This is a genomic window from Mycobacterium sp. (assembly GCF_029961025.1).
Classification (GTDB): domain Bacteria; phylum Actinomycetota; class Actinomycetes; order Mycobacteriales; family Mycobacteriaceae; genus Mycobacterium.
Window position 1 is genome coordinate 324,409 of record NZ_JASBVP010000002.1, and the last position, 25,964, is coordinate 350,372.

13 protein-coding genes are annotated in these 25,964 nt (G+C 68.3%); 4 read left to right on the top strand and 9 right to left on the bottom strand.

Annotated features, from left to right (window positions below; all coding sequences use genetic code 11):
• Window positions 1–39: 39 nt before the first annotated feature.
• The gene (locus QJR12_RS02335) at window positions 40–822 is read right to left on the bottom strand and encodes a methane monooxygenase/ammonia monooxygenase subunit A (protein ID WP_300575753.1); all 783 of its coding nucleotides are present in this window, start codon (window positions 820–822) and stop codon (window positions 40–42) included.
• A gap of 163 nt (window positions 823–985) precedes the next feature.
• A complete protein-coding gene (locus tag QJR12_RS02340; protein WP_300575755.1) occupies window positions 986–1,795 on the bottom strand; it encodes a methane monooxygenase/ammonia monooxygenase subunit C in 810 nt (269 codons plus the stop codon).
• A 400-nt stretch (window positions 1,796–2,195) separates the two neighbouring features.
• On the opposite strand from QJR12_RS02340, the gene QJR12_RS02345 reads away from it, so the two are divergent.
• Window positions 2,196–3,422, top strand: a complete 1,227-nt coding sequence (locus QJR12_RS02345; RefSeq protein WP_300575757.1) for a helix-turn-helix domain-containing protein — start codon at window positions 2,196–2,198, stop codon at window positions 3,420–3,422.
• Window positions 3,423–3,523: 101 nt separating this feature from the next.
• On the opposite strand, the gene QJR12_RS02350 is transcribed toward QJR12_RS02345, so the two are convergent.
• Entirely contained in the window at window positions 3,524–4,510 is a 987-nt protein-coding gene (locus QJR12_RS02350; RefSeq protein WP_300575759.1) for a hypothetical protein, read from the bottom strand.
• Window positions 4,511–5,174: 664 nt separating this feature from the next.
• Between QJR12_RS02350 and QJR12_RS02355 the strand changes: the two genes are divergently transcribed.
• The 3 genes from QJR12_RS02355 (at window position 5,175) to QJR12_RS02365 (ending at window position 13,594) form a co-directional block, all read left to right on the top strand.
• On the top strand, window positions 5,175–8,459 hold the full coding sequence (locus QJR12_RS02355; RefSeq protein WP_300575761.1) for an arabinosyltransferase domain-containing protein: 3,285 nt from the start codon (window positions 5,175–5,177) through the stop codon (window positions 8,457–8,459).
• Between the two features lie 17 nt (window positions 8,460–8,476).
• Window positions 8,477–11,686 carry an arabinosyltransferase domain-containing protein gene (locus tag QJR12_RS02360; RefSeq protein WP_300576502.1) on the top strand — a complete coding sequence of 1,070 codons (3,210 nt, stop codon included), beginning with the start codon at window positions 8,477–8,479 and terminating at the stop codon, window positions 11,684–11,686.
• A gap of 123 nt (window positions 11,687–11,809) precedes the next feature.
• Window positions 11,810–13,594: an acyl-CoA dehydrogenase family protein gene (locus QJR12_RS02365; protein ID WP_300575763.1), complete on the top strand. Its 1,785-nt coding sequence runs from the start codon at window positions 11,810–11,812 to the stop codon at window positions 13,592–13,594.
• A gap of 22 nt (window positions 13,595–13,616) precedes the next feature.
• Here the strand turns inward: QJR12_RS02365 and QJR12_RS02370 are convergent, their stop codons facing one another.
• The 6 genes from QJR12_RS02370 to ag85A all read right to left on the bottom strand — a co-directional run bounded on the left by QJR12_RS02370 (window position 13,617) and on the right by ag85A (window position 25,947).
• Window positions 13,617–15,167: an acyl-CoA carboxylase subunit beta gene (locus tag QJR12_RS02370; RefSeq protein WP_300575766.1), complete on the bottom strand. Its 1,551-nt coding sequence runs from the start codon at window positions 15,165–15,167 to the stop codon at window positions 13,617–13,619.
• A complete protein-coding gene (gene pks13 / locus QJR12_RS02375; RefSeq protein WP_300576505.1) occupies window positions 15,164–20,407 on the bottom strand; it encodes a polyketide synthase Pks13 in 5,244 nt (1,747 codons plus the stop codon). The genes QJR12_RS02370 and pks13 overlap by 4 nt, the downstream gene beginning before the upstream one ends.
• Before the next feature lie 98 nt (window positions 20,408–20,505).
• Window positions 20,506–22,398 carry a long-chain-fatty-acid--AMP ligase FadD32 gene (fadD32, locus tag QJR12_RS02380; RefSeq protein WP_300575769.1) on the bottom strand — a complete coding sequence of 631 codons (1,893 nt, stop codon included), beginning with the start codon at window positions 22,396–22,398 and terminating at the stop codon, window positions 20,506–20,508.
• Window positions 22,399–22,652: 254 nt separating this feature from the next.
• On the bottom strand, window positions 22,653–23,675 hold the full coding sequence (locus QJR12_RS02385; protein WP_300575772.1) for a cutinase family protein: 1,023 nt from the start codon (window positions 23,673–23,675) through the stop codon (window positions 22,653–22,655).
• A 197-nt stretch (window positions 23,676–23,872) separates the two neighbouring features.
• Window positions 23,873–24,772 (bottom strand): alpha/beta hydrolase family protein, encoded by a 900-nt coding sequence (locus tag QJR12_RS02390; RefSeq protein ID WP_300576507.1) that lies wholly within the window; start codon window positions 24,770–24,772, stop codon window positions 23,873–23,875.
• A gap of 176 nt (window positions 24,773–24,948) precedes the next feature.
• Complete coding sequence (ag85A, locus tag QJR12_RS02395; RefSeq protein ID WP_300575775.1) at window positions 24,949–25,947, bottom strand: diacylglycerol acyltransferase/mycolyltransferase Ag85A; 999 nt, start codon at window positions 25,945–25,947, stop codon at window positions 24,949–24,951.
• Between the last annotated feature and the right edge of the window lie 17 nt (window positions 25,948–25,964).

Consider the following 25,964-nt stretch of genomic DNA (forward strand, 5'->3'; position numbering starts at 1 on the left):
GAAAGACCGCAAACGAGTCATCATTGTCGTCCGCCTCACTCAGTCGTTGATCAGGCTGAAGAACCGGCCGACGGGCCAGACCGCAAGGTACTTACCGATCAGGAAGCCGACCCAGTAGACGGCCGCGCTCATCATGCCGGCGAAGAACGACACCACGATCGTGATGTTGCTCACCAGGGCCCGCAGGTGGCCCGCCTCGACGATGCGCAGGTATTCCGGGGTCTGGGTTCGGGTGAAGTGGAATCCCAGGGTGTCGGCCACGGTCATCAGCGAGCCGTGGAGGTCGACCGGCGCCAGGAACGGCGAGAGCGCCGGGAAGTTGAAGAACCAGAAGAAGAACCCCCACATCAGCCCGCCGAACACCGACGTCATGAGGTAACTTCGGGTCAGGCCGTGCACGACGTCCAGCAATATGCCGGCCAGCAGGAAGTTCTCCGCCCAGGTGTAGTTCATCGGCTCGTGCGACCAGAGGTGGAAGCTACCCCACCGTGAGATCCACACCGCTAGGAACAGGCAGGCGGCGCACAGCGTCGCCCCCACCGGGATCCGAAGCTGGCTCCACGCGATGTACTGGACGGCCGCGGGAACGATGATGCCGAGCGCGGGAACCAGCAGGGGCCAGTACTGGCGGTCCTTCCAGTCCGCCCAAAAGCCCCAGTCGCCGACGAACAGCATCTGGTTGAGGTGATACGCCCCCGCGATAAGCAGCGCTGCACCCGCGAGAAGGCACCAATCCCAGCGCCGGCTGAGCAGCGGAAACGAGTCGATCGTGATGGCTTGATCCGGCGGCGCAGGCTTGGTCGGCTCTGCCGTGGTTGTCATGTCCTAAAACTCCACTTCGAATTGGACGGACGGATACACATTTGTTGCCAAGGCCAATGGACAAACCCGCAGGAAACGTCCTGGTTCGTTGGTTTTCGCTGTGGGTGGCGAGTCTTCGTGCTGCCCGCGGGCCGCTGCCCACGGGCAGCACGAAGACATAGCCTTAGCGGGCCGAAGCCGCTGCGGCGTCTCCGGTTTGCGCGGCAGCCACCGCGGTTGCCGCCGGCGCACCGGCAGCGGCTTGCGCCAGCTCCTTCTCCTGGCGGGCCAGCTGCATGATTCGCGGCAGGGTCTCAAACCAAATCGCGAACGTCCCGGCCAGCAGGTAGCCGAACAGCACGAACGGCCAGTGCAGCGGCGCGGCGAAGAGCTCCTCCGGCTGGAAGAACGAATGCCCGAACTCGTTCATCGTCACCTGGAAGAACAGCAGCACGGTTCCGGAGATGATCAACCCGTAGGACACCGGGAACCGCTTGCCCCCGTAGATGTGCGGCAGGCGGGTGCGGCTGTACAGGTAGAGCCCACCGGCCATGTAGATCATCAACGGGAACACCCCGTAGAACAGCACCGAGTGGCTCGGGGTGAACGCGGTATCGCGGATGACGATCTGGTGCCAAGAGGCGTCCTCCTCCGCGAAGTAGCTGCCGCCCCAGTACACCGACGTGGTGAACGCCGCGACCAGCAGCCACAGGTTCCACAGCCGCCGGGATTCTTCCTTACGGCTGACGTCCTTCGGCAACTTTTGAGCGGAGGCCCACAGCCACACGTACCACACCCCGGCCGCGATCGGCAGCAGGATCATGTTGGCCGCGGCCATGCCCAGCCAGTACTTGCCGAAGCCAGGGTCGTGCGAGTTCAGGCCGTGGCTGAACGCATAGGCCTGCTGGTACCAGCGCCAGAAGAGGGCGAGCGCACTCACCGAGCCGATAGCGAACAGGATCGACGGGATCGACCCACCTCGCCGCACCGGCATCTCCGGCGCAGAACCGCCTCGCGCACCTCCCTTCGCCGTGTCCCGATGGAGAGTTTGACCAGATGTCATCATCTACTCCTTACTTTCCCTTTCCTGTGTTTTCTCTTGTCGACCCTTCGGCACCAGTGCTTCCGGGCCTGTACATATCCTGTGTAGGGTATGTGCGCAGCCTCACAACGCGCTGCGTCTGTGAGCAGAATTGCAAGCTAAGGTTGGACGAAGGTTGGCTGGTGCGTACCCGGGTGACGGTGCTCCCGAGCCACGTCGCTGCCGCCGGTCTCCCTGCGGACCGAGACCGGCCTCAGGTGAGGCCTAGTGTTGGCCTAGTGTGGCATAATTCACACTAGCGTCACGCCAGTTGCGTGGTGAGCAGGCGCCCAGGATGGGAGGCAGAGCGACGGTGACGGAGGCGGGGCTCCGGCGCAAGGAGCTGGAACGTATTTGGGAACGGGTGGTTCGGGGCGAATGCGAACCGTCCGATCCCGCGGTAGCCGGGATGTTGCGCGCCGACATCATCGACTCATGGTCGCTGTTGCACGGCCGTATCGACCCGTCCAGCGAGTGCGCCCCCGTGCGGGAGGACCTGGATATCTGGTCACGGTGGCGAGAGTCTCGGCTGCGCCAGCCGGTGACCGAGCTGGCCGACGAGCTGCAGCGCATCGCCGACGATGCGGGGTACGTCGCCGCGGTGACCGATGAGGGTGGGACCATTTTGTGGACCAGCGGGTGCCGGCTCATGCGACGGCGCGCGGAAAGGGTCAACTTCGTCCCCGGGGGTTGTTTTTCCGAAGAGGCGGCCGGCACCAACGCCCTGGGCTTGGCGCTGCGGACCGATCGACCCTCGACGGTGTATTCGGCCGAGCATGTGGTGGAGCGTCTGCACGACTTTGTGTGCTATTCCGCGCCCATCCACGATCCGTGCGGACGTCAATTAGGTGTGATCGATCTGTCGAGTGTCTGGGATCGGGCCAACGCGCTGGGGCTCACCACGGTGCGCATGTTGGCTTCGGTGATCGAGACCCGGCTGCGGGACACCTGGGACGAGCGCGCCGACGAGAGCGGCGCGCGGGTGGAGTTGCAGTGTCTGGGCGGGTCGAAGTTGCTGATCGACGGCCGCCCGGTGCGGGCCACGCTGCGTCAGCTGGAGATCCTGGCGTTGCTGGCGCTGCGCCCGGCCGGTTTTTCACCGGGGGAGCTGGCCGCCGAAATCTACGGCGACCGGTGGGTGGCCGCCACCACCCTGAAAAGCGAGGTGTGCCATGTGCGCCGGCTGCTGGGCGGCGCGCTGGCCGCCCGCACCTACGCGCTGCTGGCGCCGGTGAAATGCGACGCCGTCGAGGTGCTCGAGGCGTTGTCGCGCGGGGACGTCACGGCGGCGGTCCAGCGCTACGCGGGCCCGTTGCTGCCGCAGTCGGAGGCGCCGGGCATCATCGCCTGGCGTGACCAGTTGGAGGTGGCGATTCGCGACGCGGTGCTGGCCAGCGACTCCCCGGAGCCGGCCCTGGCCCTCGGCGAGGTCAACCCGTATGACTCCGAGTTGCACGAGCACGCCCTGCGCCGGCTGGCGCCCACCGATCGCCGCCGGCACCTGGCGCTCGGGCGGCTGCACACCGCGGAGGTCACCTGACAGCGTCGAAAACCAAAACGGCACCACCGAGGACCGCGGTCCTCGGTGGTGCCGTATCTATATCTATCTGCGACCGGTTGGCGCTCACGCCACTATTGCGACTATTGCGCTCGCACGGTGATCGGCGCGGTGCGCAGCTGACCCTTCGTCTGGAACTGGATGAACAACCGGTACAGGCCGGGCTCCGGGAAGCTGACGTGACACATCAACTCGCCGGGCGCCTGCAGGTGCGGATGCACATGCGCGGCCGCTAAATCCCCCTGATGGAACGCCGTGATGTGGGCGAGGGCGCCCAGATACGGTTCGAGATCGGTCACCGGAGCGCCGCCCTGGGTTATCCGTATCATCAGCATGGACATGGCCGGCATATCGGCCGCCGACTCGAACTTGACCCCCAGGGTGTAGCCGTCGACGCTGGTTTCCGGGGCCGGCGCCGGCAGCGGCTCGGGTGAATACCGCCCGGCGACCTCGAAGTCGGTTCCTAACACGAGGTGATGGGGCCGGTTCTGCTCACCCACCGCGACGAACTCGGTGAACGCACGGTACGGGCCGGGATTGCGGATGGTCAACGGCACCGACCAGGTGCCGTCGGGGGTCATGTCGGGGTGCGTGTGGTAGAAATCCGCGAGGTCCTTGCGGACGACGTAGACGTGCATCAGCCGTTCCTGCTCGACCTGGAAACGGGTTTGCGGTTGCCCGGAGGGGCCGGTGATGCGAAATGAGAGCTCACCCTGCTGTCCTGGCTCCGACGGCGAGCGCAGGAGCTGCAGCTGGAATCCGTCGTGCGCGGCCGACAGGCCGGAGCCGGTGCCGCCGTGACCGTCGTCGGTGCCACCGGGCTGCCCGGTGGCCGACGCCCCGGCCGACGGCACGGTAGAAGTGCCGACCGGACCCCCATGACCCGGATGCTTGCCCCCGGCACACGACGCCACCAGGACCGCCGTCAGCGCGAGCGCACCGGCCGCCATCGCGCCGCGGCACAGCCGGCGGCACCAGCCCGCACGAGCTATCCCCAGGGGCGGTGCGCCGCGGCGGCCCACCGCGAAGGGCTCGACGTCTGATGTACGGCGGCTACCGACAGCGCTCATTTCGCAATTCCTCATCCTCGCGGGTAGCAAAACCGAACAATTTTGTCCATACCCGCCTCGACACCACAATAGCGGCCGAACTCGCCATCCGATCCGGCATCGTCCCTACCTCCCGTTGCCGACCACCGAAATACGCCCCCGAAACAAATACACCTTTTAAAAATACGGCCAATTGCTCCCGGCGGCATCTTGGCCCAGCATGGTTGGTTACTCGTTGGTCGCAGTGGACGGTCGCGGTGGTCGGCGCCGTCAGTGCCGATGACCGGCCGAAACGACCGGGCTCCGCGGACACGACGCTCCGCAGACACAACGGCGGGGTGCGAAACGTCAACCCGCGCCTGGTATCCGGGCCCCGGGCGAGATACCCCGACGAGCGACACCGGGGTGTCGGTGCCGCCGGTTGAGATGATCGAGCCGATGGAGTTCTCGACGCTGACGCTTATTGTGCGCGGTCGTTACCCACCGCATGGGTTATCCCATGAGACAAGCGGTTTGATCCAGTTTGATCCAGCAAATAGCAAATACCCATACCCCCAATGGGTCTTGCACGGAACTGCCGGCAAATGGGCGTCGTCGGCCGATACCAGGCGGGACACCGGCTCCTCAACGGCCCGCCGGGCCGCATCGTCACCGGAGCTAAAACCGTCGCCTACGATCGACCTTCGTGCCCCACGACGGTAACGAGCGATCGCCACAGCGCATCGCGCGGCGAGTTGCCGTCATCGCCGGAATCTCCGGCGTCGTGTTGTGCGGGGCAGTTGCGTTGCTTCCGGTCAAGCAGGCCACCGCAACGATACGGTGGCCCCAGGGCACCACCGGCGATGGGCTCGTCACCGGTATCACCGCCCCCTTGGTGTCCGGCGCCCCCCGGGCCCTGGACATCTCGGTGCCCTGCGCGGCGATCGCCACCTTGCCGACCGCCGGCGGCCTGGTGCTTTCGACGCTGCCGGCCGACGGGTTCGAGGCCGGCAAACACGGGCTGTTCGTGCGTGCCAATACGGATGTGGTCGTGGTGGCATTCCGGGACACGGTGGCCGCGGTGGCGTCCCGCCCGCGGATCGCCGCGGGCGGCTGCAGCGTCCTGCATATCTGGGCCGACACCGCCGGCGCCGGCGCCGATTTCGTCGGCATCCCCGGTGCCACCGGCACCTTGGCGCCGGAGAAAAAGCCACAGGTCGGCGGGATTTTCACGGATCTCGGGGTGCCCGCACAACCCGGGTTGTCCGCACGCATCGATATCGACACCCGATTCATCGTCGCGCCCACCACCCTCAAAAAGGCGGTGCTGGGGCTGGGCGCACTGGCGGTGGTCACGGCCGTCGTCGCGCTGGCGGCGCTGGATCGGCGATCGGGCCACCGGACCCCCCGCCATCTCAGGTGGCGGCGCGTCGGGACGGCCACCCGGCTCGCCGACGCGGCGGTCATCGGAACGCTGCTGGTGTGGCACGTCATCGGCGCCACGTCCTCGGACGACGGCTATAACCTGACCATCGCCCGAACGGCGCCACACGCCGGATACGTCGCCAACTACTACCGGTTCTTCGGGACCACAGAAGCGCCGTTCGACTGGTATCCCGCGGTGCTGGCGCACCTGGCCCCGGTGAGCCCGCACGGGGTGTGGATGCGGATCCCGGCCACGCTCGCCGGAATCGGCTGCTGGCTGCTTGTCAGCCGCTACCTGCTGCGCCGGCTGGGCCCCGGGAAGGGGGGGCTGGCGGCCGACCGGGTGGCGGTGTGGACCGCCGGCGCGGTGTTCCTGGCGGCCTGGCTGCCGTTCAACAACGGTCTTCGGCCCGAGCCGTTGATCGCTTTCGGCACGCTGGCCACCTGGGTGCTGGTCGAGAACGCGATCGCCACCCGGCGACTGGTCCCGGCCGCGGCCGCGATCGTGATCGCCGTGTTCGCCGCGACCCTGGCGCCGCAGGGATTGGTCGCGGTCGCCCCGGTGCTGACCGGTTCCCGGGCGATCGCGGCGATCGTCGCGCGCCGGCGGTCCGCCGACGGGGTGCTGGCGCCGGCGGCGGTGCTGGCGGCGTCGTTGTCGGTGATCGCCCTCGTGGTGTTCCGGGCCCAGACGCTGGCCACCGTCGCCGAGTCGGCACGCATCAAATACGCGGTCGGGCCGACGATCGCCTGGTATCAGGAATTTCTGCGCTACTACTTCCTGACGGTCGAGACCGTAGACGGGTCGATGTCCCGGCGGTTCGCCTGGCTGGTGCTGTTCTTCTGCCTGTTCGGCGTGCTGGTGGTGCTGCTGCGCCGCGGCCGGATTCCCGGTGTGGCCAGCGGCCCGGCGTGGCGGCTGATCGGCAGCACCTCGGTGGGGCTGCTGCTGTTGACGTTCACGCCGACCAAGTGGGCCGTGCAATTCGGCGCGTTCGCCGGGCTGGCCGGGGCACTCGGCGCCGTCACCGCATTCACCGTGGCCCGTGTCGGGCTGCACAGCCGGCGCAACTTGTCGCTATATATCACCGCGCTGCTGTTCCTGCTGGCCTGGGCCACCTCCGGGATCAACGGCTGGTTTTACGTCGGCAACTACGGGGTGCCCTGGCGTGACATCCAGCCCGTCATCGCCAGCCACCCGGTGACGACGATGTTTTTGGCCGCCTCGATCGTGACCGGACTGCTGGCGGCCTGGCAGCACTTCCGGCTGGACTACGCCGGACACACCGAGGTCAAAGACAGCCGACGCAACCGCGTGCTGGCGTCCACCCCGCTGCTGGTGGTGGCCACGATCATGGTCGTCATGGAGGTGGCCTCGATGGCCAAGGCGGCCGTGTTCCGCTACCCGATGTACACCACCGCCAAGGCCAACCTGATGGCGTTGGAGTCCGGGCTGTCGAACACCGCGTGCGCGATGGCCGATGACGTGCTCGCCGAGCCGGACCCCAACGCGGGCTTGCTGCAACCGGTTCCCGGCCAGAAATACGGACCGTACGGCCCGCTCGGCGGCCTGGACCCGGTGGGGTTCACCCCCAACGGCGTCAGCGACGACTTGTCCTCCGACCCGGTCGTCGCCAAACCCGGGCTGGTCAACTCCGACGCGTCCCCCAACAAGCCCAGCGCCGCCGTCAGCGACTCCGCGGGCACCGCCGGCGGCTGGATCCCGGCGGCGGCGCCGGCGGGATCGAACGGGTCGCGGGTGGCGCTGCCGTTCGGGCTGGACCCGGCGCGCACCCCGGTGATGGGCAGCTACGGCGAGAACGCCGTGGCCGCGACCGCCACCTCGGCCTGGTACCGGCTGCCGCCGCGCACCCCGGACCGCCCCCTGGTGGTGGTGGCGGCGGCCGGCTCCATCTGGTCCTACAAGGACGACGGCACCTTCACCTACGGCCAGCCGCTGAAACTGCAATGGGGCGTCACCCGCCCGGGTGGTGTCCAGCCGCTGGGGCAGGTGTGGCCCATCGACATCGGCCCGGCACCGGCGTGGCGCAACCTGCGGTTCCCGCTGGCCTGGGCGCCGCCGGAGGCCGACGCGGCACGCATCGTCGCCGAGGATCCCAACCTGAGCTCCGATCAGTGGTTCGCGTTCACCCCGCCTCGGGTGCCGGTGCTGGAAACCCTGCAGCACCTGATCGGGTCGCGCGCCCCGGTGTTCATGGACATCGCGACCGCGGCGAACTTCCCGTGCCAGCGGCCGTTCTCCGAGCATCTCGGGGTTGCCGAACTGCCGCAGTACCGCATCCTGCCGGACCATAAGCAGACGGCGTCGTCGTCCAACCTGTGGCAGGCCGGCGAAAAAGGCGGGCCGTTCCTGTTCACCCGGGAGCTGCTGTGGACCTCGACGATCCCGACCTACCTGCGTGGTGACTGGTACCGCGACTGGGGATCGGTGGAAAAGTACTACCGGCTTGTCCCCGCGGAGCGCGCGCCCGACGCCATCGTCGAGCGGGGCGTGGTCACGGTGCCCGGCTGGGCCCGCAGCGGCCCGATTCGAGCACTGCCGTGAGCACCACCGTCGACCGCGTGGCCACCCGCCGCATCGCCCCCGAGGCGACCCGTGGGGTGCAGACGACGCGCCGGGTGGCCATCATCGCCGGGGTGATCGGGTTCGTGCTGTCGGTGGCGACCCCGCTGCTGCCCGTGGTGCAGACCACCGCCACGCTCCGCTGGCCCCAGCACGGCCGGCTCGACAACGTGACGGCGCCGTTGATCTCGCAAGTACCGGTGGCGATGACGGTGGATGTGCCGTGCGGGGTGCTGCGCGCGCTGCCCCCCGCGGGCGGGATGCTGCTGGGCACCGCGCCCAAGCAGGGCAAGAACGCCAGTCTCAACGGATTGTTCGTCACTGTCACCGCGTCGCGGGTGGACGTCACCGACCGCAACGTGGTGATCGCCAGCGTGCCGCGGGCCCAGATCGCCGGCCCGCACTGCCGGCGCCTCGAGGTCACCTCGTCGCACGCCGGCACCTTCGCCACCTTCGAGGGGCTGACCGACCCGTCGGGCCGGGCCCTGCGCACCGGCTTCGCCGACCCCAACCTGCGCCCGCAGGTCGTCGGGGTGTTCACCGACCTGACCGGACCGGCACCGTTCGGGCTGGCACTCTCGGCGACCATCGACACCCGGTTCTCCACCCACCCCAGCGCGCTCAAGCTGACCGCGATGGCGCTGGCCGTTACCGCGACCATCGTCGCGCTGATCGCCCTGTGGCGCCTCGACCGGCTGGACGGCCGGCGGATGCGCCGGCTGATCCCGGCGACCTGGCGGGGTGTCACCGCGGTCGACGCCACGGTGATCGCCGGGTTTGTGCTCTGGCATGTGATCGGCGCCAACTCCTCCGACGACGGCTACATCCTGGGCATGGCCCGGGTCGCCGACCACGCCGGCTACATGTCCAACTACTTCCGCTGGTTCGGCAGCCCCGAAGACCCGTTCGGCTGGTACTACAACCTGCTGGCGCTGATGACCCACGTCAGCGACGCCAGCATCTGGATGCGCCTACCCGACCTGGTCGCCGGGCTGGTGTGCTGGCTGCTGCTGTCGCGTGAGGTGCTGCCTCGGCTGGGCCCGGCGGTAGCCGCCAGCAAGGCGGCGGCATGGGCGGCGGGCCTGGTGCTGCTGACCGCGTGGATGCCGTTCAACAACGGTCTGCGCCCGGAACCCATCATCGCGCTCGGATCGCTGGTCACCTATGTGCTGATCGAGCGGTCCATGCGCTACAGCCGGATGACCCCGGCGGCGCTGGCGGTGATCACCGCCGCGTTCACGCTGGGCATCCAGCCCACCGGCCTGATCGCGGTGGCTGCGCTGGTGGCGGGCGGGCGCCCGATCCTACGGATCCTGGTGCGCCGCCATCGCCTGGTGGGCACCTGGCCGCTGGTGGCCCCGCTGCTGGCCGCCGCCGTGGTGGTGCTGACCGTGGTGTTCGCCGATCAGACACTGGCAACGGTGCTGGAAGCCACCAGGATTCGCAGCGCGATCGGCCCCAGCCAGGCCTGGTACACGGAGAATTTGCGCTACTACTACCTGATCCTGCCCACCGTCGACGGGTCGCTGTCGCGGCGCTTCGGCTTTCTGATCACCGCGCTGTGCCTGTTCACCGCGGTGTTCATCATGTTGCGGCGCAAGCGAATTCCCGGTGTTGCCCGCGGTCCGGCATGGCGGTTGATGGGCGTCATCTTCGGCACCATGTTCTTTTTGATGTTCACCCCGACCAAATGGGTGCATCACTTCGGGCTGTTCGCCGCGGTGGGGGCGGCAATGGCGGCGCTGACCACGGTGCTGGTGTCGCCGGCGGTGCTGCGCTGGTCGCGCAATCGGATGGCCTTCCTGGCGGCGCTGATGTTCCTGCTGGCGTTGTGCTTTGCCACCACCAACGGTTGGTGGTACGTGTCCAGCTACGGCGTGCCGTTCAATAGCTCGATCCCGCGGATCGATGGAATAACCATCAGCACAATATTTTTCATCTTCTTCGCGATCACCGCGCTGTACGCGGTCTGGCTGCATTTCGCACCGCGGGACCGCGGCGAGGGCGCGCTGGCGCGGGCGCTGACGGCCGCCCCGGTGCCGATCGTGGCGGGATTCATGACCGTGGTGTTCGTCGCGACGATGGTGACCGGGATGGTGCGCCAATACCCCACCTACTCCAACGGCTGGGCCAACGTGCGGGCGCTCACCGGCGGCTGCGGGCTCGCCGACGATGTGCTCGTCGAACCGGACCCCAACGCGGGCTTTTTGACGCCGCTGCCCGGCCACTACGGGCCGTTGGGACCGCTGGGTGGCGTCAACCCGGTGGGGTTCACCGCCGACGGTGTCCCGGAGCACATCGTCGCCGAAGCGATTCGGCGTCAGACACCGCAACCGGGCACCGACTTCGACTGGGACGCTCCGGTGCGGTTGACAACCCCGGGCATCAACGGTTCCAGGGTGCCGCTGCCGTACGGCCTGGACCCCGCGCGGGTGCCGGTGGCCGGCACCTACACCACCGGCCCCCAGCAGCAGAGCACGCTGACCTCCGCGTGGTATCGGCTGCCCCGGCCCGACGACGCGCATCCCCTGGTGGTGATCACCGCGGCGGGCACGATCACCGGAAACAGCGTGCTGAAAGGGCACACCACCGGACAGACCGTGGCGCTGGAGTACGGGCGTGCGGGCCCCGGCGGCGCCGTGCTGCCGGCCGGCAGGCTGGTGCCCTACGACCTGGCCGCCGAATACCCCAGGGCATGGCGCAACCTGCGCTTCGCCCGCGACGCGATTCCCGCCGACGCGACCGCGGTGCGCGTGATCGCCGAGGATCTGTCGCTGACCCCGGACGACTGGATCGCGGTCACCCCGCCGCGGGTGCCGCAACTGCGCACGCTCCAGGAATACGTGGGCTCGCAGCAGCCGGTGCTGATGGACTGGGCGGTCGGGCTGGCCTTCCCGTGCCAGCACCCGATACTGCACGCCTACGGCGTCACCGAGATCCCGAAATTCCGCATCACCCCGGATTACACCGCGAAAAAACAGGACACCGACACCTGGGAGGACGGCGTCAACGGGGGGCTTTTGGGCATCACCGACCTGCTGTTGCGGGCGCACGTGATGGCCAGCTATCTGTCGCGGGACTGGGGGCGGGATTGGGGCTCGTTGCGGCGCTTCGACACCATCGTCGCCGCGCACCCCGCCGATCTCGACCTGGGCCGCGCCACCCGCAGCGGCTGGTGGTCGCCCGGCAAAATCCGCATCGGCCCGTAGCCCGCGCCCATGCCGGGTGCCGGCGCGCCGCGGCCCCGGCGGCGCCGCCGTCGGCCCGCCGGAACCGAAAGGTACGCTCGCAGCGACGGCGCGAGTAGGCACCTGCATCTGGGAGTTCCGGCCATGAGCGACTACGACCTCGAGGCGGTAGACCGGCTGCCGTTCACCACCGCGGAGAAATCCGAGCGCTACCGCACCGAGAACTACCGCGGAGCGGTTGGCCTGAACTGGTACACCACCGATCCCAGCCTGCAGTTCATGATGGCCTACTACCTGCGGCCCGACGAGTTGGCGTTCGCCGAGCCGCATCTGAAGCGCATCGGCGAACTCATGGGCGGGCCGGTCGCCCGCTGGGCTGAGGAGACCGATCGCAACCCGCCGCGGCTGGAACGCTATGACCGTTGGGGCCACGACATCAGCCGGGTGGTGATGCCGCCGTCGTTCCTTGAGTCCAAACGCGCGGTGCTGGATGCCCAGAAAACGCTGCGCGACGAGGCGCGGCGCGCCGGGGTGAACCCGGCGCTGGCGCTGTTTGCCGCCAATTTCCTGCTCGACCAGGCCGACATCGGGATGGGCTGTGCCCTGGGCACCGGCGCCAACATGGTGAAATCGCTGGTGGCCGCCTACGCGCCGGCGGAGGTGCGGGATTACGTGCTGGCCCGGTTCGACAGCGGGGACTGGGAGGGCGAGACCGCGCAGTTGCTGACCGAACGCACCGGCGGCTCCGATTTGGCGGCGCTGGAGACGACGGCCCGGCGCGCCGACGGGCGCGACGGCCCGGTGTGGCTGCTCAACGGCTTCAAATGGTTCGCGTCGAACTGCAACGGGCAAGTCTTCGTCGTGCTGGCCAAACCCGAGGGCGCGCCCGACTCGGCCCGCGGTGTGGCCGCGTTCCTGGTGCTGCGAACCCGCCGTGACGGCTCCGCTAACGGGGTGCGGATCCGGCGCCTGAAGGACAAGCTCGGCACCCGCTCGGTCGCCTCCGGGGAGATCGAGTTCGTCGACGCCGAAGCATTCCTGCTCTCCGGGGAACCGAGCGCCGACGCCGGTCCCGCCGACGGCAAGGGGCTTGGACGGATGATGGAGCTGACCAACGCCGCACGGCTGGGCATCGCGCTGTTCGCCCTCGGCAACGCGCGCCGGGCACTGGTCGAGTCATTGTGCTACGCGCGGGCGCGCCATGCGTTCGGTGCGGCGCTGATCGACAAGCCGCTGATGCGGCGCAAGCTCGCCGAGATGATCGTCGATGTCGAGGCCGCCCAGGCGTTGGTGTTCGACGGGATCGGGTTCGCCAACCACCAGCAGCCCAAGGTGATTCGTCAGCGCATCGCGGTTCCGGTGACCAAGCTTAAGGTGTGCCGACTGGGCATCACCGCGGCGTCCGACGCCATCGAGATCCACGGCGGCAATGGGTACATCGAAAACTGGCCGGTGGCAAGGCTTTTACGTGATGCGCAGGTGAACACCATCTGGGAGGGGCCCGACAACATCTTGTGCCTGGACGTGCGGCGGGGGATCCTGCAGAGCCAAGCGCACCAGCCGCTGCTGGCCCGCCTGCACGACGCGGTCTCGGTGTCCGACGACGACGACACCACCCGGCTGGTTTCCCGGCGCATCGAAGACCTCACCGCCGCGATCACCGCCTGGGGCAAACTCGAGTCCGGGGTGGCCGAGGCGCGGTTGTTCCCGCTTGCCCAGTTCATGGGGGACGTGTACGCCGGTGCCCTGCTCATCGAGCAGGCGGCGTGGGAGCGGGCCACCCGCAACGCCGACCGTAAACACCTGCTCGCCCGGTTGTACGCGCAGCGGTATCTGGCCGAACGCGGGCCGCTGCGCGGTATCGACGCGCCCGACGACGAGGCGCTGGAGCGCTTCGACGAACTCGTCGGCGGGGCCTTCGCCCCATAGGCTTTGATCGGCCCCGAGAGGTTCAGATCGGGATCAGCGCGTGCTTGCGCTGCACATGCTGAACCTGCTTGTCGCGCAACAGGTGCAGCGCCTTGCGCAGCAGCAGGCGGGTCTGATGCGGCTCGATGACCGCGTCGATGAACCCGCGTTCCGCGGCGATCCACGGGGTGGCGATGTGGAGGTTGTAGTTCTCGATAAAACTTTGCCTGATCGCCTGCGCCTCGGGCGTGTTGGGGTCGGGGAAGCGTTTCATCAGCAGCTGCGCGGCGCCCTCGGCGCCGATCACCGCGATGCGGGCGGTGGGCCACGCGAAGTTCAGGTCCGCCGTCAGCTGCTTGGATCCCATCACCGCGTACGCCCCGCCGTAGGACTTGCGGACGGTGATCGTCACCTTCGGCACGTCGGCCTCCACCACCGCGTAGAGGAACCGGCCGCCGCGTTTGATGATGCCGCCCTTCTCCTGCGCCACCCCGGGCAGGAAGCCGGGGGTGTCCACGACGAAGATCAGGGGCAGGTTCATCGTGTCGCAGAACCGGATGAACCGCGCCGCCTTGTCGGAGGCCTCGTTGTCGATCGCGCCGGACAGCACCATCGGCTGGTTGGCCACCACACCCACCGGACGACCGTCGACCCGGGCGAAACCGGTGATGATGGCCTGCCCGGCCTGCGCCCCGACGTCCAGGAAATCGCCGTCGTCGAAAATGCGCAGCAGGATCTCGTGCATGTCGTAGGCGGCGTTGTCGTTGTCCGGCACGATCGAGTCCAGCTCCAGATCATGCGGCGTGATCTCCGGCTCCAGGCCGGGATTGACGATCGGCGGGTCGTCGAAGCAGTTGGACGGCAGAAACGACAAAAACTCCCGCACATAGGCGAACGCCGCGGCTTCGGAGTCGACGACCTGGTGGATGTTGCCGTAGCGGGCCTGCGCATCGGCGCCGCCGAGCTCGTCGAGGGTGACGTCTTCCCCGGTGACTTCCTTGATCACGTCGGGGCCGGTGACGAACATGTAGCCCTGGTCGCGCACCGCGACGATAAGGTCGTCCTGGATCGGCGAATACACCGCTCCCCCGGCGCATTTGCCGAAGATCAGCGAGATCTGCGGGACCAGCCCGGTCAACCGTTCGTGGCGGGCGCCCAGCTCGGCGTACCAGGCCAGCGAGGTGACCGCGTCCTGGATGCGGGCGCCACCGGAATCGTTGATCCCGATGATCGGGCAGGCGACCTTCGCGCACCACTCCATGAGATGAGCGACCTTGCGCCCGAACATCTCCCCCACCGTGCCGCCGAACACCGTCTGGTCATGCGAGAACACCCCCACCGGCCGACCGTCGATCCTGCCGTGGCCGGTGACCACCCCGTCGCCGTAGAGCGCGTTGGGGTCATTCGGGGTGCGCGCCAACGCCCCGACCTCCAGGAAACTGCCCGGGTCAAGTAGTGCGTGGATGCGCGCCCGCGCACTCGGAATACCCTTCCTCTCGCGTTTGGCCACCGCCTTCTCGCCGCCGGGCTCCCTGGCCAGGTCGAGCTTTTCGCGAAGCTCGGCCAGCAGCTCGGCGGTGGTCTTGGTGCTCACCCGCGGGCCTTTCGCGCCGCCTCGATCCGGTGCAGCGCCGCGCTCAGGTGCGCTGCCACCTTGGCGATGATCGGCTCGTCGATGGCCTGGATGTGCTCGCCCCCGATGTGCACGATCTCCAGGTCGGAGACGTACTCACCCCAGCCGCCATCGGGCTGGCGGATGGCGTAGCGCGGCTCGAACATGATCGCGTCGTCGTGGTAACGGTCGGCCATATACAGCGTGACATGCCCGTCGTAGGGCTGGATTTGGACGGTGTCTAAGGCCCGGTTGTCCAGGTACGAGGTGCGCTGGTGCTCGATGATGCCGGCCGGGATCTGCACACCGCTCGCCTTGACCGCCTCCAGAACGAATTTCACCTGGCCCTCGTCGTCGAGCTGCTCCAGTTGCTCGTAGGGGATCTCCGGGATGGTGACGTTGAAGTTTCGTTCGGCGAAGCGCGCGTAGCGATCCCAGCGTTTGCGAATCTCTTCTTTGGTCTGCGGGATTTCCTCGCCGGGGCGCACGGTGTCGATCAGCCCCACAAACGGCACGTCGCAGCCCAACCGTTTCAGCCCCACCGCGCAGGCATAAGCCAGCGCACCGCCCAGCGACCAGCCGACCAGGACGAAAGGCCCCTCGCGCTGCATCTGCACCAGCTTGGGCAGATAGGTCAGCGCCCGCTGCTCGATGGGGCCCTCCACCCGCTCGAAACCGTACATCGGGGTCTCCGGCGGCAACCGCTTGAGCAGCGGTTCGTAGACGACCGTCGAGCCACCGGCCGGGTGGAACACGAACACCGGCACCGCGGTGGAGCCTTCCGGGCGCGCCCGCAGGGTGCGCACGAACCCGTCGAGCTGTCCGGCCTCTAAGTGTTCGCGCACCTTCTCGGCCAGTGCCTCGATGGTTTCGGCGGCCTTGACATCCTCGGCGGTGATCGGCCCGTCGGCGCGCTCGGCGAGGCGCTGCGCCATCTTGGCGGCGGTGTCGTCGTCCAGCTCGGGCAACGGGTTGAAGATGCCGCCCGGGGACTTGCCGGTGACAATGGCCCAGGTGGCGAACGTGACCCGCTCGGCGGCATCCCGCGGGGGCACGTCGGAGCTCAGCGCCTCGGCCACCGCCCGCTGATTGTGGTCCCGCTCGCCGCCCACCGGCGCGGGCCGCGGGGACGGGCCTGACGGATCCGTCGGTGGCGGTGGAACCGGTTGCGCTGCAGTGTCTTGCACACCCGTCGGCGGCGGGGTCGGCCCCTGGGCCGCCGCGACCACCTCCACCGTCGGCCCTGGTGTCACGGGTTTGATTGCGCCGCTGAGCAATTCGGCCTGCTCTTTGGCGATCTCCTCGGCCGTCTTCGTCTTCTGGTACTCGTGCAGCTGCTGGACCTCGTCGCGGTGCTCGATCGCGTACTCGATGAGCTTCTCCACGTTGTAGAGGTTGGCGTCACGCACCGCCTGCAGCTGGATGGGCGGCAGGTCGAAGTCGTATTCGACGCGGTTTTTGATGCGCACCGCCATCAGCGAGTCCAGGCCCAGCTCGATCAGCGGCACTTCCCACGGCAGATCCTCGGGCTCATAGCCCATCGCCGCCGACACGATGGTGGCCAGCCGCTCGTGCACCGTCTCACCGGAATCCGGCGACCACTTGGTGAAACCGGCGGGCATCTGGCGTGCCGTGAGGCTGTCGTGCAGGGTCTCGGCCTGCGGCTCCCCGGGCGCCGGCGCGGCCTGCGGCGTTGCCGCCGAGGCGCCCTCGGACGTGATCCCGACCCCGGCGCCCACCGCCGCCGGTAACACCGGAAAACCGCCACCGCCCGGACCACCCCGGCTCACCAGGGCGTCGTAGACCAGGGTGAACGACTCCCCGATGCGGGCGTGCACCTGCACCGCGGCCCCGCCGGGATGGCGGGTCAGCGTGGTCACCAGCCGCGCGCCCGCGACGGGCACCGCCCGCTGCTCGGCGGCCACCAGCTGGACATCCGATAGCACTTGGGCGGCAGCGGATTTCACTAGAGCAGCCAGATCGGTTTCACCACGCGGCGCGTACTCCCACACGTGGCGCCCGTCGGGCAGCGCCACATGGGTACCCGGCATGATCAGCGATCCGTCGCCGGAGAAGTGCGCGTCGAGCCAGTGCTCTTTGCGCTTGAAGCGGGTCGGCGGGATGTTGGCAAAATCTTCCGGGCCTCCGGCCCCAGAGGCGCGGGGAAACAGGGTGCGCATGTCCAGGTCGTGACCGTGCACGTAGAGCTGCGCCATCGCCTGCATCATCGAGTCGACGTCGTCGTGTTTGCGAATCAGCGTCGGAATCAGCTGCGCCTCAGGCAACCCCGCGGCGGCCGTCGTCAGGCCCACCTGCATCAGCGCCACCGGGTTGGGCGCGAGCTCCAGGAAGGTGGTGTAGCCGTTGTCGACGGCGTTGCGAATGCCCTGGGCGAAATACACCGAATGCCGCAGACCCTTCTTCCAGTACTCCACGTCGTGGATGATCTCCCCGGGCTTGATGTAGCGGCCCTCGTGCACCGTGGAGAAGTACCCGATGGTGAGCGGATGCGGCCGGATGCCCTGCAGTTCGGCGGACAGCTCCCCCAGCAACGGATCCATCTGCGAGGTGTGGCTGGCGCCCTTGGTCTGGAACTTACGCGCGAATTTGCCCTCGGCCTCGCAGCGGGCGATGATCGCGTCCACCTGAGCCGGCGGACCGCCGATGACGGTCTGGTTCGGCGCGGCGTACACACACACCTCCAGCCCCGGGAAGTCGGCGAACACCGTCTTGATCTCCTCGGCGGAGTACTCGACGAGAGCCATCAGCCGGATGTATTCGCCGAAGAGCATCGCCTCGCCCTCGCCCATCAGGTGGGCGCGCGAGCAGATCGTGCGGGTGGCATCCGCCAGTGACAGCCCGCCGGCGAAATAGGCCGCGGCGGCCTCGCCGAGCGATTGGCCCACCACCGCAGCCGGTTTGGCACCGTGATGCTTGAGCAACTCACCGAGCGCGACCTGGATCGCGAAGATGGTGACCTGGGTGGTCTCGATACCGTAATCCTGCGCGTCGTCGAGGATCAGCTCGACGATCGAATAGCCCCGCTCGTATTGCACGTAGGCGTCGACTTTGTCGATCCACTCGGCGAACACCGGGTTGCGCAGGTAGAGATTCTTGGCCATCTTGCGGTGCTGGGCACCGAAACCCGCCAGCACCCAGACCGGCCCGCTGGTGACCGGTCCGTCGGCGGAATACACGTTCGGGGCCTGCTTGCCCTCGGCCACCGCCCGCAGTCCCTTGATCGCCTCCTCGTGGTTGCGGGCCAGCACCACCGCGCGGGAGCGCCCGTGGTTGCGCCGCGACAGCGCCCGTCCGATGGATTCCAGCGAGGACGCTTGCCCCTCGGGGCTTTCCATCCAGTCCGCCAGCTCGGCGGCGGCGGCTTTTTTGCGGGAGGACAGAAAAGCCGACACCGCAAGCGGCACCAGCGGAGGGTTGTCTTGTTGCGTGGCCTCGAGTTCCCGGAGCGCAATCTCTTTGAGCCGCTTGGCTTCCTCGGTCAGCCCGGGCAGCTCGGGCTCTTCGGTGGACGCCGGCTGTTCTTCGGCGAATTCGCCGTATTCGTCGAAGCGCACACCCACCTTGGTGGCCGGCTCGCCCGCCGTCACGGCGGGCTCGTCCGGCTGCCGTTCGATGACGTCGCGGGGCAGCACCTCACGCAGCACCAGGTGTGCATTGGCGCCGCCGAACCCGAAGCTGGACACCCCGGCAATCGCATAGCCGCTGTAGCGCGGCCAGTCGGTGACGGTGTCGACCACCTTCAGGTGCAGCGCGTCGAAATCGATGTGCGGGTTGGGCCCGGCGTAGTTGATCGACGGCGGCAGCTTGTTGTGGGCCAGGGCCAGCACCACCTTGGCCAGGCTGGCCACCCCGGCCGCCGACTCCAAGTGCCCGATATTGGTTTTGACCGCACCCAGCAGCGCCGGCTTATCGGCGGGACGCCCCTTGCCGACCACACGCCCGAGCGCCTCGGCCTCGATCGGGTCGCCGAGGATGGTGCCGGTGCCGTGCGCCTCGATGTAGTCCACGCTGCGCGGATCGAGGCCGGCATCCTTGTAGGCGCGGCGCAGCACATCCGCCTGGGCATCCGGGTTGGGGATCAGCAGGCCCGACGAGCGGCCGTCGTGGTTGACCGCGCTACCGGCGATCACCGCCAGGATCTGGTCGCCGTCGCGGCGGGCGTCCCCCACCCGCTTGAGCACCACCATGCCCGCGCCCTCCGAGCGGGTGTATCCGTCGGCGTCGGCGGAGAACGACTTGATCCGTCCGTCGGCCGCCAGCACCCCGCCGACCTCGTCGAATCCGACGGTGATCACCGGGGTGATCAGGGCGTTCACCCCGCCCGCAATGGCCACGTCGCACTCCCCGCTGCGCAGCGCCTGCACGGCCTGGTGGGTGGCGACCAGCGAACTCGAGCACGCGGTGTCCACCGCCACCGACGGGCCGCGGAAGTCATAGAAGTAGGACACCCGGTTGGCGATGATCGAGCTGGCGTTGCCGGTGATCGCGTAGGGGTGCGTGACCGCCGGATCCGACATCGCCAGGAAGGCATAGTCGTTGACCGAGGCGCCGACGAACACCCCGACCGCCTGGCCGCGCAGGCTTGACGCCGGGATCCTGGCGTGCTCCAGCGCTTCCCAGGTCAGCTCCAGCGCCAGCCGCTGCTGCGGGTCGATATTGTCGGCCTCGGTCTTCGACAGTGCGAAGAACTCCGAGTCGAACCCCTTGATGTCCTTGAGATATCCGCCCCGGGTGCGGGCCCTGCCGACCCGCTCGGCGATGCGCGGCTCCCCCAGGAACTCCCGCCAGCGATCCTCCGGCAGGTCGGTGATCGCGTCGCGGCCCTCCAGCAACGCCTGCCAGGTTTCCTGCGGGCTGTTCATGTCCCCGGGGAAACGGGTGGCCAGCCCCACCACCGCGATGTCGACCCGGTCGACCGGCCCCAGGCGCGACCAGTCCTCCTCGTCGGCGCTGTCGGCGACCACCGGCTCGCCCTCGATGATGCGGGTCGCCAGCGACTCGATGGTCGGGTGCTGGAACGCCACCGTCGCCGACAACGTGACGCCGGTGAGGTCTTCGATGTCGGCGGCCAGCGCCACCGCGTCCCGCGACGAGAGACCCAACTCCACCATCGGCGTGGACTCGTCGATCGCGTCCGGCGACTGGCCGGTGGCGTTGCCCACCCACTCGCGCAGCCAGCGCCGTAGCTCGGCGACCGTCATGCCCGCGGGTGCGGGAGCACCCGTGGCGCCGGCGGCCGGACCTGCCGGCAGGGAACTCACCTGGACATCGGTATCGGACATGCTCATCAATTGGCTCGTCACTGGGCCTGGTCGGCGAATACGGTTGGGGACGCGGTGCCGGCGCGCAGGCTGCCGTCGAGGTAGGCGGCCCGGCAGGCGCGCCGCCCGATCTTGCCGCTGGAGGTCCGCGGCACGGTTCCGGCCTGGACCAGCAGCACGTCGCGTACGGTGACGCCGTGGCGCACGGCGATGGCCGCGCGGATGTCGTCGGTAATCGGCCGGGGATCGAGCTTATGCGCGCCGGGTGCGCGTTCGGCGACGATCACCAGCTGCTCGGAGGTGTCATCCGGGTCGTAGGTGAGCCCGCAGTGCGGGTTGTCGAACACCTCCGCGGGCAGTTGGTTGGCCGGCACCGAGAAAGCCGCGACGAAGCCGGGGCGCAGCGCCCGGCTGGCCTCCTGCGCCGAATATTCGAGATCCTGCGGGTAGTGGTTGCGGCCGTCGATGATGACGAGATCTTTGATCCGGCCGGTGATGTAGAGTCCGCCGTTGTAGTAGGTGCCGTAGTCGCCGGTGCGCACCCACAACCCGTCGTCGGGAACACCCTCGGCGTGCGACGGGGTGGTCCGGGATTTGAGGATGTTCTTAAAGACCTCCCGGGTCTCCTCCTCGCGGTTCCAGTAGCCCACACCCATGTTGTTGCCGTGCAGCCAGATCTCGCCGATGTGCCCGTCCGGCAATTCGCTGGCCGTCTCGGTGTCGACGATGACCGCCCACTCGTCGACGCCGACCTTGCCGGTGCTGACCTGGGCGACCGCGTTCGGCGCTTCCGGGGACACCTCGACGAACCGGTGGTTGTTCAGCGCCTCACGGTCGACGTAGACGACGGTGGGCCGTTCTGACATCGGGGTGCTCGACACGTACAGCGTCGCCTCCGCCAGGCCATACGCGGGTTTGATCGCGGTGTCTTTCAAGCCGTACGGGCGGAACGCGTCGTGGAACTTGCGCATCGAGGCCACCGAGATCGGTTCGCTACCGTTGAGGATTCCCTTGACGTTGCTCAAATCCAGTGGCGGCTCGCCGTCTTTGGGCACGCCGCGCATTGCGGCGTGCTCGAACGCGAAGTTGGGGGCCACGGAGTAGGTCGGCCCGGCGTCGCCGTTGACACCCGCCAGCGCGCGCATCCAGCGGATCGGGCGGCGCACAAACGCCGCGGGCGTCATGAAGGTGTTGTGCTGGCCGAGCACCGGGGAGAGCATGATGGCGATCAAACCCATGTCGTGGAAGAACGGCAGCCAGGTGACCCCCCGGTCGCCATCGTTGCCGTCAAAGCTGTTGAGCACCTGGACCACGTTGGTGGCCAGGTTCAAGTGGGTGATCTGCACACCCGTGGGCACCCGGGTGGACCCGGAGGTGTACTGCAGGTAGGCGATCGCGTCGACCGACGGGTCGGGCGGCTCCCAGGTGGCGGCCACCTCGCCCGGAACCGCGTCGACGGCGATGACGCGGGGCCGCTGCCGGGCGGGACGGCTGCGGAAGAATTTGGTGACGCCCTCGGCGGAGTCGCTGGTGGTCAGGATCGCCGCGGGAGTGCAGTCGTCGAGCACCGCGTGCAGCCGCCCCACATGCCCCGGTTCCGCCGGGTCGAACAGCGGCACCGCGATCCGCCCGGCGTACAGGATGGCGAAAAAGGACACCAGGTAGTCCAGGTTCTGCGGGCAGAGGATGGCGATGCGGTCTCCCGGGCGGGTGACCTGCTGCAGCCGGGCGCCCACCGCACGGTTGCGGGCGGCGAAGTCCGCCCAGCAGATGTCGCGCGCCACCCCGTCACGTTCGGTGGAAAAGTCCAGAAACCGGTAGGCCAGCCGGTCCCCGCGCACCGCCGCCCACCGCTCGACGTGCCGAACCAGGTTGATGTTATCCGGAAACCTGATATGCCCGTTCACGATGAACGGGTTGTGGTACGCCATGCCACTCTCCTGTCAGAACGGTTCAACGGCCGGGCCGGCGGGCCGCGCGCTCCCCCGGGGGCCGCCCGGCGCCACCGCCAAACCCCACAGATGGTACCGGCGCGCCCCCGGTCCCCGGTACCGCCTGGACCGGATCACGCCACGATGGTTCTTACGTTTCTCTTAATGTCCAGCCATGGTAAGGGGCGATGCGGTGGGCGCCAAATCCGAAGGCACCACGTCACCGAACTGTTATCGCTGCCACAGCCCCGGTCTCAGCCGTGTTTCGGGTGCGGCGCGTGTTCGATCAGATCGCGGGCCCAGTTCAGCGTCCACTGGGTGGCCGACTCCCCGTCCAGGCTCCAAAACTGGGTGGTGGCGTACAGCGCGTGCACGGGCTGCCCGGCCCCGCCCGCCAGGGTGTCCAGCGTCGTGGGCAAGTTGACGATGTTGAACGCTTCCTGCGGGGCGGCGCAGATGAGGTCTCCGGGTGCGCAGATCTCATTGGTTCGGTTATTCAGCGCTCCGAAGCCACCGGGCCGGGTGCCGGTCATGGTCAACCCCAGGTCGGACAGCACGGGAACTTCGTGCAGGGTGATCTCGGCGCCCTGGCCCGGCGGGTCGGGGCCGATGTCGGTGCCCACTCCTTGCTGCCGGCGGCCGTCGGCGATCAGCGTCACACCCAGCACCAAGTCCTCGTCAACCGGACCCCGGCCGTTGCCGATATCGCCGGCGACGTCGCCGGCGATCACCGCGCCCTGCGAAAAACCAATCAACACATAGCTGGTCAGCGGGCATTTGGCGGCCATGTCCGTCATCGCTGTGACGGTGGCACGGGTGCCTTCCGCCCGGCTGTCGTTGTAGGTCATCTGGTTGTCGGCACTCAGCGGGTTGTGGAACTGCGCGGTGTAGGGCACGGTGTACACCTCGACGCGGCTCTGCGGGAACTGCCTGGAGATCGGTCGGGTGACGTTGAGCAGCAATGCCTTCGGGAACTGTGCCGGGTGCAGCGGGTTGTCCGTTGTCGACGACTCCCAGGTTCCCGGGACCGCGATCAGCTCGACGTCGGGGCAGCTGGCGTCCTGAAACGCCGGGCGGGGCTTCTTCGGGTGCGGAGCGACACCGGTCGGCGGCGCGATCTGCGACGGCGCCGCGCCGGGCGGAGACTCCGGGTGACGTGCGAAACGGCCCACGACCGCAATGGCAAGTGCCACCGCGACCGCCACCGAACCGGTCGCGATCACGGCCAGGATCCGATGGCGCCGGCGCCGGGAATTGCGTCGGGGTTTGCTGCCCATCATCTCCTGCTAACAGGCTCGATCGATCTCAACGCGGCGGCCGCGGGTGCTGGCGTCCGGTTGCCCGCGCACGGGCGCCGTCGCGGCCGGTGCGACACACCCCCTTCACGGTACCGGCTCGACGCCCGGCCCACCCGGTGCCACCCGGCAGGGAACGCCCGGCCGGGGCTGGCCCCGGCCGACCAGCCCCAGTGTGGCTAGCGGATGGCGCCGACGATATCCCCGGACATGGCCGCCAGTTGCGGCGCCCACGAGCCCCAGCCGTTGTCGCCGGCGGCGGGGAAGTCGAAGTGGCCGTTGTGCCCGCCGACGTTGCGGTACTGCTGGTAGAACATCCGGCTGTTTCCCATCGCCTCGCCGGCTTGGCCGATCATGGCGGCGGGATCACTGGCATCCATGCTGGTCGGGCTCCAGACCCACACCCGGGTGTTGTTCTGCGCCAGCAGCGCCGCGTGCACATACGGGTCGTGCCACTTCCATCGGCCCAGCTGCGGGGCCCCCCACATGCCATAGCTGTCGACCCCGCCGAACTGCGCCATGCCGGCGGTGATCGAACCGTTTGTGGTGGTGTTCGAGGGGTACAGGAAACCCGACAGCGATCCAGCGAAACCGAAACGGTCGGGATGGAAGGTGGCCAGCGCCATCGCGCCGTACCCGCCCTGCGAGGCCCCTACCACGGCATGACCGCCGGGAGCCAACCCCTTGTTGGCGGCCAGCCAGTCGGGCAATTCGCTGGACAGAAACGTTTCCCACTGCTTGCTGCCGTCCTGCTCCCAGTTGGTGTACATGCTGTAGGCGCCCCCCGCCGGGGCTACCACCGAAATACCTTTTCCGGCAAGCGTGTTCATGGCATGACCCGCGGTGACCCAATTGCTGACATCCGGCCCGGCGTCAAACGCGTCCAGGAGATACACCGCGTGCGGCCCACCGGCCATGAAGCTCACCGGGATGTCGCGGCCCATCGCCGCCGACGGCACCATCAGCTGCTCCACACTCGCGGCATGAGCCGAGCCGATGCGGGTCACGGCGACACCGCCCAACCCCACCGCCAGCAGCACCGCTGAGAGCACCCGCAGGAGCATCGACAGACCCCTCATGTCCACCTCACTCATCTCGGTCCACCAACCCGGCGCACACCCTGCCCCGAAGGGTAGTGAACCATAGTCCCCGCGACCAGATAGCAGAAATGGGTAACGGCGGCAACCCAGGGGGTCGCCGCCGTTGCCGGTGGCCCGCGGGAGTCCCGTCTCCCCGAAGTGCTGGTAACGGTGCGCTAGGCGGTGGTGGGCGTCGCTCCCAGGGTCCGCTGGAGATCGGGCTTCATGGCCTGCAGCTGAGCCCCCCAGTATTCCCAGCTGTGCGTGCCGGTGTCCGGGAAGTTGAACACCGCGTTGTGACCACCGGCGGCGTTGTAGGCGTCCTGGAACTTCAGGTTGCTGGTCCGCACAAAGCCCTCCAAGAACTTCGCGGGCAGGTTATCGCCCCCCAGATCCGACGGTTTCCCGTTGCCGCAGTAAACCCAGAGGCGGGTGTTGTTGGCGGCGAGCGTGCCCACGTTCAGCAACGGGTCGTTGCGTTTCCACGCCGGGTCGTCCTTGGGGCCCCACATGTCGGCGGCCTTGTAGCCGCCGGCGTCCCCCATCGCCAGGTTGATCAACGATGGGCCCATCCCCTGGGAGGGATCCAGCAGGCCGGACATCGCGCCGGCATAGATGAACTGCTGGGGGTGGTAGGTCGCCAGGTTCATCGCCGATGCCGCCGCCATCGACAGGCCGACCGCGGCACTGCCGGTGGGTTTGACTTGCCTGTTGGCCTGCAACCACTGGGGCAGTTCGCTGGTCAAGAAGGTCTCCCACTTGTAGGTCTGGCAGCCGGCCTTACCGCAGGCCGGCTGATACCAGTCGGTGTACCAGCTGGACTGGCCGCCCACCGGCATGACCATCGACAGACCGGACTGGTAGTACCACTCGAACGCCGGGGTGTTGATGTCCCAGCCGTTGTAGTCATCCTGGGCGCGCAGGCCGTCGAGCATGTACACCGCCGGCGAGTTGGGCCCGCCGCTTTGGAACTGAACCTTGATGTCGCGGCCCATCGACGGCGAGGGCACCATCAGGTACTCGACGGGCAGGCCCGGCCGGGAGAACGCCCCGGCGGTCGCCGAGGCCCCGAAGATGCCGATCAGTCCCGGCAGCAGGACCGCACCGAGCGCCCCGGCCATGAGTCGGCGCGGTATCCCCGATACCGCGCCGCGTAACCAGCCAACAAATTCCATCCTTGCTTCCTTCACCC

Excerpts from the sequence above, each read along its gene's own strand:
- QJR12_RS02340 (WP_300575755.1), bottom strand. The coding sequence starts at position 1,795 with ATGCCGGTGCGGCGAGGTGGGTCGATCCCGTCGATCCTGTTCGCTATC.
- QJR12_RS02350 (WP_300575759.1), bottom strand. The coding sequence starts at position 4,510 with ATGAGCGCTGTCGGTAGCCGCCGTACATCAGACGTCGAGCCCTTCGCG.
- fadD32 (WP_300575769.1), bottom strand. The coding sequence starts at position 22,398 with ATGGCGTACCACAACCCGTTCATCGTGAACGGGCATATCAGGTTTCCG.
- QJR12_RS02335 (WP_300575753.1), bottom strand. The coding sequence starts at position 822 with ATGACAACCACGGCAGAGCCGACCAAGCCTGCGCCGCCGGATCAAGCC.
- pks13 (WP_300576505.1), bottom strand. The coding sequence starts at position 20,407 with ATGACGGTCGCCGAGCTACGGCGCTGGCTGCGCGAGTGGGTGGGCAAC.
- QJR12_RS02390 (WP_300576507.1), bottom strand. The coding sequence starts at position 24,772 with ATGAGGGGTCTGTCGATGCTCCTGCGGGTGCTCTCAGCGGTGCTGCTG.
- QJR12_RS02385 (WP_300575772.1), bottom strand. The coding sequence starts at position 23,675 with ATGGGCAGCAAACCCCGACGCAATTCCCGGCGCCGGCGCCATCGGATC.
- ag85A (WP_300575775.1), bottom strand. The coding sequence starts at position 25,947 with ATGGAATTTGTTGGCTGGTTACGCGGCGCGGTATCGGGGATACCGCGC.
- QJR12_RS02365 (WP_300575763.1), top strand. The coding sequence starts at position 11,810 with ATGAGCGACTACGACCTCGAGGCGGTAGACCGGCTGCCGTTCACCACC.